Raw genomic sequence first — 12,581 nt, 5'->3', positions numbered from 1 at the left:
GTTATTTCGTTTCGTTATATAGTTAAGTTCACTTAACTATATAATACCGTTATGTTCGTGTAAAGGGAAATATAGCTCTATCCTTTATTTACAATGAAAAAAGAAGACATCATTTAAGATGTCTCCTTTCCATACTTAAGACTCCAAACTCTCACCATTCGTCTCAATTACTTCTTTATACCAATTGAAACTGTTTTTCTTCGATCTTTTTAATGAACCTTTTCCTTCATTATCTTTATCAACGTATATATATCCATAACGTTTTTTCATTTCTCCAGTAGAAGCACTTACAAGGTCAATTGGGCCCCAGCTTGTATACCCGATAATATCTACTCCATCTTGAATTGCTTCTGACATTTCGATCATATGCTTTTGCAAGTAATCAATACGGTATTCATCATTCACTTCGTCTTCACCATTTAATTGATCGATTGCACCGAGACCATTTTCAACAACAAATAAAGGTTTTTGGTAACGATCGTAAAGTTGGTTCGCTGTAATACGGAAGCCTTTCGGATCAATCGTCCATCCCCACTCTGATTTTTCCAAATATGGATTTTCAACAGAACCGAATACATTCCCGCTCGTTATGCTTTTTAACACTTCTGGATCTGCGCTTGTTGCTCGGCTTGAATAGTAGCTAAATCCAATATAATCAACTGTATGCTCTTTTAAAATTTCCTCGTCTTCTTTTTCCATTTCAATTGTTACATTGTTATCTTTAAAGAAGCGTTTTGCGTATCCAGGATATTGTCCTCTTGCTTGTACATCAATGAAGAAGAATGATTCACGGTCTTGTTCCATCGCACGAAAAACATCGTCTGGATTACATGTGTATGGATACGTTGCACCAGCAGCAAGCATACAACCGATTTTTGCGTCTGGAATCATTTCATGACACGCTTTTACAGCTAACGCACTTGCGACAAGTTGGTGATGCGCTGCTTGATACTGAATTTGTGTTTTGTTCTCACCTTCTTTAAATGCTAGCCCTGCACCCATGAAAGGTAAATGTAAAAGCATATTAATTTCGTTAAATGTCATCCAATATTTCACTTTATCTTTATATCTATTAAAAATCGTTTTTGCATACGTCTCAAAGAAAGTGACAAGTTTTCTACTTCTCCAGCTTCCATACTTTTCTACTAAATGAATAGGAACATCAAAATGAGCCATCGTAACGACTGGTTCAATGCCCTGCTTTAACAGTTCATCAAATAAATTATCATAAAACTGTAATCCTGCTTCATTCGGCTTTTCATCTTCACCATTTGGGAAAATACGTGTCCAAGCAATAGATACACGTAGCGCTTTAAATCCCATTTCTGCAAACAGCGCGATATCTTCTTTATAACGATGATAAAAATCAATCGCTTCGTGTGATGGATAAAACTCCCCTTCTGCCGGTGTAAAGGAATGAATATTCCCCTTCATAATATCCCAACGTTTTTCACCCGTTGGCAATAGATCAACTACCGTCAATCCTTTTCCATCTTCTAAATATGCTCCTTCAACTTGATTGGCTGCGATTGCTCCACCCCATAAAAATCCTTTAGGAAAAATAACTTTAGACATATAGAAAAACTCCTTTATATAAGAATTAACGAGGAAAGGCATTGTAAGTTTTAAAGAATACCTTTCTTCGTGTAAACCTGTATGAAATGTAACTACTATTTAACTCCTAACTCTAGTAAGGAATCTCCAGCTTGAATCTTTTCTACTTCAGTTTTTTTAATACTATATTTATTATAATTTGTAACAACAACTGGTGTTGTCACAACATAACCCGCCTTTTGAATTTCAGCTATATTAAACTCAATAAGTAATTGCCCTTTTTCTACTCTCGCTCCTTGTTCAATATGAGAGGAGAAAAATCCGCCATTTAATTTCACAGTATCCATTCCAATATGGATTAAAATTTCAGCACCTGAATCCGCCGTAATTCCTACTGCATGATTCGTCGGGAAAAGTGCAGAAATCGTACCTGAAACTGGTGAAAACAACTTTCCTTCTGAAGGATCAATCGCAACCCCTTCACCTAACGCACCTGATGCAAATGCAGCATCGTCAATATTTTGAAGTGGCATAACGGCGCCATGAAATGGACTCAGAATTGCTTCAGCATCGTTTGATGCAGCAATTCTATCAATTGTTTCAGCTGATTCTGTAGAATCTTTCTTTTTAGTAAAACCAAATAAATAAGTAAGAACAAAACCTACTATTAAAGAGACAACCATCGCAATAATCGCGCCCCAAAATCCAGCTGTAATCCCTTCTTTCGGACTAATGAATGTTGGAAGCGCAAATATACCAAGTCCACCTGTCATATAAGCTTGCGTACCGAATACGCCAAGTATTCCGCCGCCAATTCCTCCCGCAATACAACTCATAATAAACGGTTTTTTAAGAGGAAGTGTAACACCATAAATCGCCGGCTCTGTAACACCGAAAATACCCGAAATAAAAGCTGGAATACTAAGTGTTTTTAATTTCCGATCTTTCGTTTTCATCCAAACTCCAAGAACAGCCCCAATTTGAGCAAATGAAGTAGCGAATATAAGCGCTAATATAGGATCAATACCGTGCACTGCTAAATTGTTATAGCCAATCGGGACAATTCCCCAATGAAGTCCGAAAATAACGAGCACTTGCCAGAAAGCACCAAGTACTATCCCTGCTACTAATGGACTTAAATGATAAACCCAAAGTGTAGCCTGTCCTAAAAATTGACCTGCCCACGTCGCAATCGGACCAATAACAAGAAATGTAACTGGTACAACGATTAGTAACGTTAAGAATGGTAGTACAAATGTTTTCACAACATCTGGAATGACTTTCTTTAAAGACTTTTCTACTTTCGCTCCAAAATAAGTAGCAAGAATAATTGGAATAACAGATGATGCATAGTTCATTAAAATAACTGGAATTCCTAAAAACGTAATATGAATTGGTGATTCAAACATCGTTCCTGCAAATAGCGTATATAATGGCTCACTTGCTTTTAAACCGGATAGAGCCGGATACACTAACGCTCCCCCAATTGCCATACCAATGAATGGTGATCCTCCAAATTTCTTACTTGCTGTATATCCTAAGAAGATTGGGAAGAAATAAAATAATGAATCGCCAACTGCATTTAATATTTGATACGTTCCTGACTGCGTACTTAACCAGCCTAGCGCTACAAATAGTGCATTAAATCCTTTAATCATCCCAGTTGCAGCTAGTACTCCTAAAATGGGAGTGAAAATGCTAGAAAGAATATCTATAAGACTACTCTTTTTCTTCTCACTCGCACTTTCTTCCTCTGTTTCTTGAAACCCTCCAGCAGCAATAACCGCTTTATATACGTCGGATACATGGTTACCAATTACAACTTGATATTGTCCGCCACTTTTCATAACAGTCACAACATCTTCCATACTTTTCAGTACTTCTGTATTTGCTTTCCCCTCATCTTTTAACTGAAATCGTAAGCGAGTTATACAATGTACAACGCTATTTATATTTTCTCTCCCGCCAACATGTTTCAGTATGTCCTTTGCTAATTTTTCATACTTCATAGTTATTTCTCCTCCCTACAATCATCCCATTTATCATTTTTATAAAGTGAAACTGTAATCAGTGGGGGTATTCATCCCCCACTGATTACTAGCCTTCACCAATCGGGCATTTACGGCAGCCCGACTCCCACATAACTTCTTGGCCTCAGCCGAATTTTGAGGTGGGTAAAAGAAAAAACCTAAACTAACCGTAACGACGTGATACATACGAATCACTCCATTACAAGTCAATTTAGGTTTTGCCTGCCAAACAGTAACAATCCTGTTTATTCAATTACATAATTCATTGCGTTTCGTTACACGGTGAATATGCAACGTTACATACACTTTTTCATCTTTTGAAAGATGACTATTATGTGCTTTTTGTAAGTATGCTTCAATTTTTTCTGTACAACAATATGCCTCTTCATACTTACTTTTCACTTGCTCGTATAAAAAATCATCCTCTGCCGAATGCAATTCCTTCTGCATTAAACGCTGGGCAAAGTATCGTAAATGCGTTACGAACCGACTATAATTAAATGAATTTTCATCTAAGTTCATCTTATAGTGGTACTTTACAACATTTAAAATATCTTGGACGATTTTCGTCATCGCCACCGTTTGCTGCATTGCCGGCTCTCCTTGCTGCGCATTCACGAAATGCAAGGCAATTGATCCTGCTTCATCTTCAGAAAGTCTAAAGCCAGTCTCCTCTTCAATTATGTTCAAAGCTTGTAGACCAATTTCAAACTCTTTCTGATAAAATCTCTTAATCTCCCAAAGCAAAGTATTTTTCAGATCCATTCCTTCTTTATGCCGAGTTAAGGCGAAACTTAAGTGATCCGTTAATGTAAGATAAATATAATCACTTAAAGTCCCCGGCAAAACTGTCTTAGCAAACTGAATAATTCTCTCTGTAATCTCTAAATTTTCTACAGGAATTTCAGTTAGTAACCTAGCGAGTTTCTCTGATAATTCTCTTGTTTCTAGTACAAAGGTCTTTTCTATCTTAGATTCATCAATCGCATCGCCTACTTTTTTCTGAAACCCCAAACCTCTGCCCATAAGTACAACTTCTGTCTCATTATCCTTCATCGTACAAACAACATTGTTATTTAAGATTTTATGGATTCTCATATTGTTCCGCCTTCTTCTTCTTAAAGTCACAAAAGGTAATAAAAAAACCTAAACTGATTCCAAAAGCTACACTACACCCGTAGCCTCTAGATCAATTTAGGTTTTGCCTGCCGAACAGTAACAATCCTTTTACTTATTAACTTACTTTTATTATACACAACAAGTAAGCGTTTGCAATGATAAATTATTGAACATTTTTTTACAAGAGAAAACAAAGACTAATCATTTCAAAAAGTATTTTTCCTTTTTCGATATACTAATAGTTTATCAGCTGTTGTTTTAATGTATTTAAAACTTTCTTTCTCTCTTCATAATCTTCTGCATCAGCTTCTTCCCAAAGCTCAAGATCAGCCCCTCGCTCAATTAATGCAATCGCATTGTTGCGAACCTCATCCTGAAGACACCCTTTCTCCAATTGTATTGCCGCAAGACCAATATATACTAAAGACATAACCTCTAAATCTTCATCTATATCAAACTCATCTAAATACTCTTCTAAAATGAGCTTAGTTGCTTCTTCTACACTATTATCTTCTTCTAAGTACTCAATAAACTGTTCTTTCACATCACAAGTTGTATCATCATCAAATAACCCAGTTCCCCAAGCGCCCATATTCCACAGCCCCTTCTTTGTACTTTTCTATTATATTTCAATCTTAAATATAATAGAAATTCATTACAAGGCTAGTTATATACATCATTATATTTTACAATTACTATAGGTAATATATATATTTTACCACATGTATCATTCTGAATAATCAAATGAAATTATCGATAAAATTCCATATAGACCCATTACTGGTTAAAATGTTATAATTAAATCACCCTACATAGTTACTCATAGTCAGACTGAGGAACTAGCGTCTTATTAAGCAATGCGCATAACTTAAATAAAAAAGACACTTTACAGTGTCTTTTTTATTTACATTCTATTCATTATTTTTTCATAGAAGTTATCTCTTTTATACACAAAATATATCAAACTATACTTATTTAGATTTTTCCTTCAATCCAACTACCCGATTGGTCAAAATAGTATTTGTTACCACCAATTGATTGCCAACCCGTTACCATTGCACCACTACTATTTAAGTAATACCATGCACCACCGATTGATTGCCAGCCTGTTAACATTGCACCTTCACCATTTAAGTAGTACCATTTACCACCTATTGATTGCCAGCCCGTTAACATTGCACCTTCACCATTTAAGTAGTACCATTTACCACCGATTGATTGCCAACCTGTTAACATTGCACCTTCACCATTTAAGTAGTACCATTTACCACCTATTGATTGCCAGCCCGTTAGCATTGCACCTTCACCATTTAAGTAGTACCATTTACCACCTATTGATTGCCAACCCGTTAACATTGCACCACTACTATTTAAGTAATACCATTTACCACCGATTGATTGCCAACCCGTTACCATTGCACCTTCACTATGTAAGTAATACCATGCACCACCGATTGATTGCCAACCCGTTACCATTGCACCACTACTATTTAAGTAATACCATGCACCACCGATTGATTGCCAACCTGTTACCATTGCACCACTACTATTTAAGTAATACCATGCACCACCAACATTTTTCCAACCAGTAGCCATTTTGCCATCACTATTTGTATAATACCAATTGTTATTTTTAAATACCCAACCTTCTTTTGTTGTATTAGGGTCTTTATCTTGAGCATTGTTAGTGAGCTTACTCCAGCTTGGATCGTATTTCACCCACTCACCTTTCTTGATTTCATACCAGCCATCTTTAATAGATAACACTTTGTATTTTTCACCCTTCTTAGCAATGCGGACAACTCCATAATTCACTCCTGCACCACTACGAACATTCACGCTTGTACCAGTGATTTCTAACTCAATATTTGGCTCAGCTGGGTTTGTTTCGTTACCATCTACATCTTCTTTTTCGTCTACTAACGGAGGATTCGTTCCAGTACCCCCATTCAGATATCCATTAGCGCCTTCTACAAATGAATTCCAAGTCCCCCTTGTGATAATAATATCAGGGCACTTCTTTCCACTCCATTGTTCATGGCGTCGTAAATTACTCGCGCTGATTCCTTCTTGTTTCATTAAATGCGCTACTAATTTTTTCGCGTTTTCTACCGCTTTATTATAGTCGCCATCTTGATTAACCGCTATCTCAATACCGATTGATTCTCTGTTTCCTGTACCTGTACCACCATCACCTGCATGCCAGCCATTTTCATTTGTTGGTAGATGCTGATAAATTTCTTTATCATCTACAGTAAAATGCCAAGAAGCAGTTCTAACAGTACCGCTTGTTGCTTGATTGTATAAATACTTTGCATGACTCTCAGCATTCGCACCCGGTGCCGTATTTGCTGTTTCATGAATCGTAATATACTTTGCTTTCATTGGGTTTGCAGGTCGAATATCTGTGTTACCAGCTGGTATAATCCACTCTACAAACGGAATTCCACTAATTGTTCCACTTTTCTTCGTTGCTGATGGATCTGCTGCTGAATACCCTATACGGTTAGAACTACGCATTTTGGGTTGCATAGAGCGAGAGCTTCCATCTCCTTTACCATCTACATCTTTAAACGCATTTTCAATATTTTTTAAAGCTTCCGCTTCCGTGACTTTTCCTGTCTTAGCTTCTTTAACGGTCTCTATATCACCATGAACATGTGCGTCTTTTTCTCCGTCTGCAATTGACAATTGATTCGGTTGATTAACACTCTCTTCTGCTAAAGTTGTTAATGGCACAGTTGATAATAAAGTTAGTCCTGTTGTTAAAGTAATTACGTATTTTCCTAGATTTCTTGTCATAGTTATTACGGTATATTTTACTAGATTAGTAGTAATACCTTCCTCCCCTATACATGATTTTTTCACTTCCAGATTTATGAAATAGAACATTCATTTCATGCATCTGATACCACCAAAATTAAAGAACAGATTTTTCGGAAACTTACTACAATGCATTAGTAAAATTAACTTCTCTCTTGTTTTATACATTCTATCTTCCAAATATTCAATACACTAGATTTATATTAAAACAATAGGTTCGTTAAATAGTAACCTTTGAGTGTAATCATTCCTATTCATTCTAGTTCTCCTAAATATACATAAGTGCAGTGGCGTCCCAGACTATATCATATATGATATAGGAGAAAAGTAAAAGGTCATATATTTATATTGTTGTAAACTTTTATAAATAATATTACATACACAAAACCACTCAAGTATATCATTCCGCATTTGAGTAGTTCTCATTCCTGCCCTAAAAGATATGAATCTATTTCTTAATAAAACTACCATAAAAATTTCAATGTAAAGCAATCGAACTGCATGAATAATAACTAAAAAAAGGCCCCATTACTGGAGCGCTCAAAAAATAATATAAGTAAATGAATTAAAAGAAATAACAGACAACTAAAATATATACGAATAAACATTCTTTAATCTATATATATGCAATATTACATAAAATTATTTATTATTACATGCTATACTAAAACTGGAGTCGATAATTGTTATTTTCTTCTTAGTTTTAAAGCAATATGGATATACCTTCTAATCGCATTTGGATTGTACAAGGAAAAGAAGACACCTTAATGGGTGTCTTCTTTTCTTATATTTTTATGAATTCTTTTGAGTTGATGCTCTCCAATCACGAAAAGATGTTGGGCGTCCAGAATAAGCTCTTTGCTTTGTAACAGCTGGTTTTTCTTCAATAATAGTTGATTTCTCTTCAGGAGTATTTGGTTTTTCTTCAAGAATAGTCAAAGCTGTTTGCATTTTCTCCAACTGTTCTCTTAAAGCTTGCTGTTCAATCTTTAAATCTGTAAGTAAGCGTAAAATCATCTCAGAATTAGCCATAAAGATCCTCCTTCTCCCAATACACAGAATAAAATACAATATGTAAACGACGAAATACCGGTGACAAAAATAAGTTCGTCAACTCTTATAAAATCCCAAGTACTTTTATTTTTCAAAAGGACCTGCTCAAGTTTATCCGTAAAAACATAAAGTGAATTAAATCCATTACGGAAGGAGGAGTTAATATGGGTTATGGCGGTAGTTGTGGTGGAGGCTGTGGTTTCGGTGGCGGATTCGCCCTACTTGTTGTACTCTTTATTTTATTAATCATCGTTGGAGCTAGCTGTTGGGGCGGCGGATTCGGCTGCTAAGGAGAGGCACTCTTGAGAGTGTCTTTTTTTTTATGTTCTACATACATATTACTTCATATAGTAATTTCCCAGCACTAAAGGCTACTTTCACAATGAAGTGCACCCCCATTGTATTGTTTGTTTCATATTTATTGTTATTTTCCCTCTCAAAAATTGCACATTTTAAAATTGACATAGCATTTCATTCACCATATACTGTTAACAACAGTATACTGTCATTAACAGTGAAATAATCTATTTTAGGAGGTCTATTTATGAAACATACAGGAAGACATACAGGGGCATTCCTTTTATTATTTCTAGCCGAGGGGGATCACTATGGCGGGCAATTATTGCAAAAGTGTGAAGAAGAACTTCCGGTCAATCCAATCGATAGTGCCATCCTATACCGCACACTAAAGAAATTAGAAAACGAAGGTGCGATTGCATCTTATGTAAGTACAGCTCATCAAGATAAACCGAGAAAGATGTACAAAATTACCCCTGCTGGAAAGGAACAATTAGCAGATTTTCAAATGGATATTGAAGAAAAAATGAAGAACTTATCCTTTTTCCTAGACAAATATAAAGACTTAAAGGAATCCGATCATGATTAACGGTATGATCCTTTACACTTTAGCCATTGTCCTTACGGGAATTTCTTTTATGAAAGATCGTAATAAAACGAAAGACGCTCTATTTAAGTCATGGAAAATGTTTCGAAATCTTCTACCTGCCATGCTTTCCATCATGCTTTTCGTTGGCTTATCACTTTCCGTATTAACGCCGTCCTTCATCTCTTCCATCATTGGAGAGCAGTCTGGATTGTTAGGTATTATTTATTCTGCAATCCTCGGTTCTGTGGCACTCATCCCAAGCTTTGTCGTATTCCCTCTTGGAAATACATTAGTTCAACATGGTGCAGGTCTTCCTCAAGTTGCGGCACTTATGTCTACACTCATGTCAGTAGGGCTTACAACTATGCCGATGGAACAAAAGATATTTGGGCGAAGCTTCGCTTACGCACGTAATGCATCTGCTCTGCTCATGTCTCTCCTATTCTCCTATATTATTTGGGTGGTGATGGTATGAACGAACTAAAAAGATATCGCTTCTTTTTCGTTTTACTACTGGGGCTCTTTATATTAACTTTTATAAATCAATCTTTAGGCAAGGCGGCATTACAACTAACAGGGAATAGCATTTTAGATATGCTGTTTCTCCTTCCTCCTGTCCTACTATTTGTAGGATTACTTGATCAATGGGTGAAGAAAGAAACGTTAATGAAATATATGGGCGAAAAATCGGGCATATATGGTATCTTATTCTCTCTATTATTAGGCGGAATTGCAGCTGGCCCCCTCTACGTCGCCTTTCCAATCGCCGCATTACTTTTGAAAAAAGGGGCGAGCATTAAATACATCGTATTTTTCTTAGGCGTTTGGACAACTGCAAAATTACCAATTATCGTATATGAATTTTCTTCATTTGGAGCTACTTTCACACTTATTCACATTTGCTTCGGTTTAGTATTCTTCTATGTAATGGGCCTTATTTTTGAGAAGTTTTATGATCAGGGGCAATTGTTGCGGTATGATGTTACGGAGGAAATGTAAGGTTAACACCCATTGGATAACAGATGCAGAAGATCGAACTGTCATTGTAAAAAAAGAGAAACTAACATTAACAACTTGTTACCCCTTTAACTACATCGGTGATGCCCCAGATCGCTATATTATTGAAGCATCTTTAATTTCTACTAGCTACAAAGAGGTGTCACCTTATAACTATGTGACACCTCTTTTTTACTTTAGAAACATTACCATAATCTTAATTCGATACAGTATAATAAATGTATAATACAGAAAATTAAATATTTTGTTTTATAATATTTTTAGAGGTGATTATCTTGAGTAAAAACGTGAATTTACTTCTTCAAATAGTAATTGGAATTACCATTATGATCGCACCTATTCTCATTACAGGGACTATGTATGATGTCACTAAAACGATGGGTGACTTATTAGTTGCAGAACTTATTATAAGAACACTTTCCCTCATTATTGGACTTTTAGTTATTAGTAAAGCTTTACATCGTTGTTCTCAATAGTTCTTCTTACTAAAAAACAGATAATACATACACCACATTTCCCTCGGCTGTTTGAACTATTATTACGAAAGAAATATAAAAAGACATCTTTAATCGTAAAGATGTCTTTTTATATAAAACTTAATTTTCGTTCTGTAAAACCCCCTTTACTTCTACTCCCTTTTTCTCTTCTTTTAAGAATAGCGATACGATAAAAGCGACAACAATAAAGATTAATCCAAGTGCAAATGCACCTTGGAACCCTGACGTTAAACCGTTTAACTTCTCCACTGGGTCCATTGGGTTTGCAGAGCTTTCCATATACTTAGTTGTTCCTGAAGACATTTTCGATATAAATATAGCTGTACCAATTGCGCCAGCTACTTGCTGTAACGTATTAAACAACGCTGTTCCGTGCGGATATAGATCTGGTGTTAATTGATTTAAGCCGTATGTTTGTGCTGTCATGACAAACATGAGTCCAACCATTAATACGCTATGCATGACAATAATTTGTAACATTGATGTGTCAGGCGTAATGTCTTTAAATAAGAACATTGCAATCCCTACTAACACAATGCCAGGAACGATAATAACTTTCGGACTAAATTTATCAAATAGTTTACCCGCGATTGGTCCCATTATGGCGCTAATAATACTTCCTGGAAGCATGATGATTCCTGATTTAAAGGCTGTAACGAGTAAAACTGTTTGCAGGAACATCGGTAATAAAGTCATCGTTGAAAATAACGACATCATCACAATGACGATTAATCCAACTGATAATGTAAACATCGGGACTTTAAATGCTCGTAATTCTAAAATTGGATTCTCAATTTTCAATTGTCGAACGACAAAAATACATAATGAGATAAGCCCAACAATTAAAGTGCCATACACTTTCGCATCGGACCATCCTAAATCACCCGATGCACTAAAGCTATACACAAGCCCACCAAATCCTAATGTCGATAAAAGGATAGATGGATAATCTACTTTTGGCCTTGTTATCTCTGACACATTTTGAATGTACTTCATCCCAATCATAATTGAGATGATTACGATAGGAATAACGATATAGAATAACCAGCGCCAATTCAGTGAGTCAACGATTACTCCAGATAATGTAGGACCAATTGCCGGAGCGGACATCATCACAAGTGCGATTAATCCCATTGTGGCACCACGTTTTTCAGGTGGACAAATAATTAAAATCGTATTCATTAGTAACGGTGAAATTAACCCGGTCGCTACAGCTTGGACGATACGGCCTACTAATAAAACAGAAAATGTCGGTGCGAATCCCGCAATTAATGTACCTACTAAAAATGTTACCATAGCGATTAAGAACATTTTTCTCGTTGTAAGCCATTGCTGAAGTAACGCTGTAATCGGTACTAAAACACCAACAACTAACATGTATGCTGTAGAAAGCCATTGAATTGTTGAAGCTGTTACGCCAAATTCTTTCATTAGTACAGTTAACGCATTACCAAGTAACGTTTCGTTTAATAATGCAACCATTGCCCCTAAAAGTAACGCAATTAAAATGGGGGTATGTTTCATATTAGAAGTATCAACTTTGCCACTTGCAGGGCTCTTAGTTGTCATATTCATTTGCAGATTCTCCTCCTGTTTCTTACT

At 36.0% G+C, this 12,581-nt stretch carries 12 protein-coding genes and 1 pseudogene; 6 read left to right on the top strand and 7 right to left on the bottom strand.

The window, feature by feature from the left end:
- Positions 1 to 135 precede the first annotated feature (135 nt).
- From G9F74_RS17360 to G9F74_RS17335, 6 genes are all read right to left on the bottom strand, one after another.
- Positions 136 to 1,575, bottom strand: a complete 1,440-nt coding sequence (locus tag G9F74_RS17360) for a 6-phospho-beta-glucosidase (protein ID WP_016107946.1) — start codon at positions 1,573 to 1,575, stop codon at positions 136 to 138.
- A gap of 95 nt (positions 1,576 to 1,670) precedes the next feature.
- Positions 1,671 to 3,563, bottom strand: coding sequence for a beta-glucoside-specific PTS transporter subunit IIABC (locus tag G9F74_RS17355; protein ID WP_016107945.1), 1,893 nt, complete (start codon positions 3,561 to 3,563; stop codon positions 1,671 to 1,673).
- 270 nt (positions 3,564 to 3,833) lie between these two features.
- Entirely contained in the window at positions 3,834 to 4,682 is an 849-nt protein-coding gene (gene licT, locus G9F74_RS17350; protein ID WP_001219859.1) for a BglG family transcription antiterminator LicT, read from the bottom strand.
- A gap of 256 nt (positions 4,683 to 4,938) precedes the next feature.
- On the bottom strand, positions 4,939 to 5,295 hold the full coding sequence (locus tag G9F74_RS17345) for a DUF4259 domain-containing protein (protein WP_000501498.1): 357 nt from the start codon (positions 5,293 to 5,295) through the stop codon (positions 4,939 to 4,941).
- Positions 5,296 to 5,678: 383 nt separating this feature from the next.
- Positions 5,679 to 7,505, bottom strand: coding sequence for an N-acetylmuramoyl-L-alanine amidase (locus G9F74_RS17340; protein WP_131202424.1), 1,827 nt, complete (start codon positions 7,503 to 7,505; stop codon positions 5,679 to 5,681).
- 813 nt (positions 7,506 to 8,318) lie between these two features.
- Entirely contained in the window at positions 8,319 to 8,558 is a 240-nt protein-coding gene (locus G9F74_RS17335; RefSeq protein ID WP_000013684.1) for a hypothetical protein, read from the bottom strand.
- A 185-nt stretch (positions 8,559 to 8,743) separates the two neighbouring features.
- On the opposite strand from G9F74_RS17335, the gene G9F74_RS17330 reads away from it, so the two are divergent.
- From G9F74_RS17330 to G9F74_RS17305, 6 genes and pseudogenes are all read left to right on the top strand, one after another.
- On the top strand, positions 8,744 to 8,869 hold the full coding sequence (locus G9F74_RS17330; RefSeq protein ID WP_000540377.1) for a YjcZ family sporulation protein: 126 nt from the start codon (positions 8,744 to 8,746) through the stop codon (positions 8,867 to 8,869).
- A gap of 254 nt (positions 8,870 to 9,123) precedes the next feature.
- Positions 9,124 to 9,465 carry a PadR family transcriptional regulator gene (locus tag G9F74_RS17325; RefSeq protein ID WP_000683176.1) on the top strand — a complete coding sequence of 114 codons (342 nt, stop codon included), beginning with the start codon at positions 9,124 to 9,126 and terminating at the stop codon, positions 9,463 to 9,465.
- Entirely contained in the window at positions 9,458 to 9,940 is a 483-nt protein-coding gene (locus G9F74_RS17320; RefSeq protein WP_000606978.1) for a hypothetical protein, read from the top strand. Before G9F74_RS17325 ends, G9F74_RS17320 begins: the two co-directional genes overlap by 8 nt.
- Positions 9,937 to 10,464, top strand: a complete 528-nt coding sequence (locus G9F74_RS17315; RefSeq protein ID WP_001004197.1) for a permease — start codon at positions 9,937 to 9,939, stop codon at positions 10,462 to 10,464. Before G9F74_RS17320 ends, G9F74_RS17315 begins: the two co-directional genes overlap by 4 nt.
- Positions 10,463 to 10,606: pseudogene (locus G9F74_RS17310) on the top strand (sortase domain-containing protein); the annotation flags it as partial. The gene G9F74_RS17315 and the pseudogene G9F74_RS17310, both read left to right, overlap by 2 nt.
- A 151-nt stretch (positions 10,607 to 10,757) precedes the next feature.
- Positions 10,758 to 10,958, top strand: coding sequence for a hypothetical protein (locus tag G9F74_RS17305; RefSeq protein WP_000042280.1), 201 nt, complete (start codon positions 10,758 to 10,760; stop codon positions 10,956 to 10,958).
- Between the two features lie 120 nt (positions 10,959 to 11,078).
- On the opposite strand, the gene G9F74_RS17300 is transcribed toward G9F74_RS17305, so the two are convergent.
- Entirely contained in the window at positions 11,079 to 12,554 is a 1,476-nt protein-coding gene (locus G9F74_RS17300; RefSeq protein WP_016107943.1) for an MDR family MFS transporter, read from the bottom strand.
- Positions 12,555 to 12,581: the final 27 nt, after the last annotated feature.

The organism is Bacillus sp. EKM202B, from assembly GCF_011066025.1.
Taxonomy (GTDB): Bacteria; Bacillota; Bacilli; order Bacillales; family Bacillaceae_G; genus Bacillus_A; species Bacillus_A toyonensis.
The sequence above is the reverse complement of the archived record's forward strand: the minus strand, read 5'-3'. Positions and strand labels throughout refer to the sequence as shown.

Bases quoted from the DNA above. Each gene is read 5' to 3' on its own strand.
- G9F74_RS17360 (WP_016107946.1), bottom strand. From the start codon at position 1,575: ATGTCTAAAGTTATTTTTCCTAAAGGATTTTTATGGGGTGGAGCAATC.
- G9F74_RS17355 (WP_016107945.1), bottom strand. From the start codon at position 3,563: ATGAAGTATGAAAAATTAGCAAAGGACATACTGAAACATGTTGGCGGG.
- licT (WP_001219859.1), bottom strand. From the start codon at position 4,682: ATGAGAATCCATAAAATCTTAAATAACAATGTTGTTTGTACGATGAAG.
- G9F74_RS17345 (WP_000501498.1), bottom strand. From the start codon at position 5,295: ATGGGCGCTTGGGGAACTGGGTTATTTGATGATGATACAACTTGTGAT.
- G9F74_RS17340 (WP_131202424.1), bottom strand. From the start codon at position 7,505: ATGACAAGAAATCTAGGAAAATACGTAATTACTTTAACAACAGGACTA.
- G9F74_RS17335 (WP_000013684.1), bottom strand. From the start codon at position 8,558: ATGGCTAATTCTGAGATGATTTTACGCTTACTTACAGATTTAAAGATT.
- G9F74_RS17330 (WP_000540377.1), top strand. From the start codon at position 8,744: ATGGGTTATGGCGGTAGTTGTGGTGGAGGCTGTGGTTTCGGTGGCGGA.
- G9F74_RS17325 (WP_000683176.1), top strand. From the start codon at position 9,124: ATGAAACATACAGGAAGACATACAGGGGCATTCCTTTTATTATTTCTA.
- G9F74_RS17320 (WP_000606978.1), top strand. From the start codon at position 9,458: ATGATTAACGGTATGATCCTTTACACTTTAGCCATTGTCCTTACGGGA.
- G9F74_RS17315 (WP_001004197.1), top strand. From the start codon at position 9,937: ATGAACGAACTAAAAAGATATCGCTTCTTTTTCGTTTTACTACTGGGG.
- G9F74_RS17300 (WP_016107943.1), bottom strand. From the start codon at position 12,554: ATGAATATGACAACTAAGAGCCCTGCAAGTGGCAAAGTTGATACTTCT.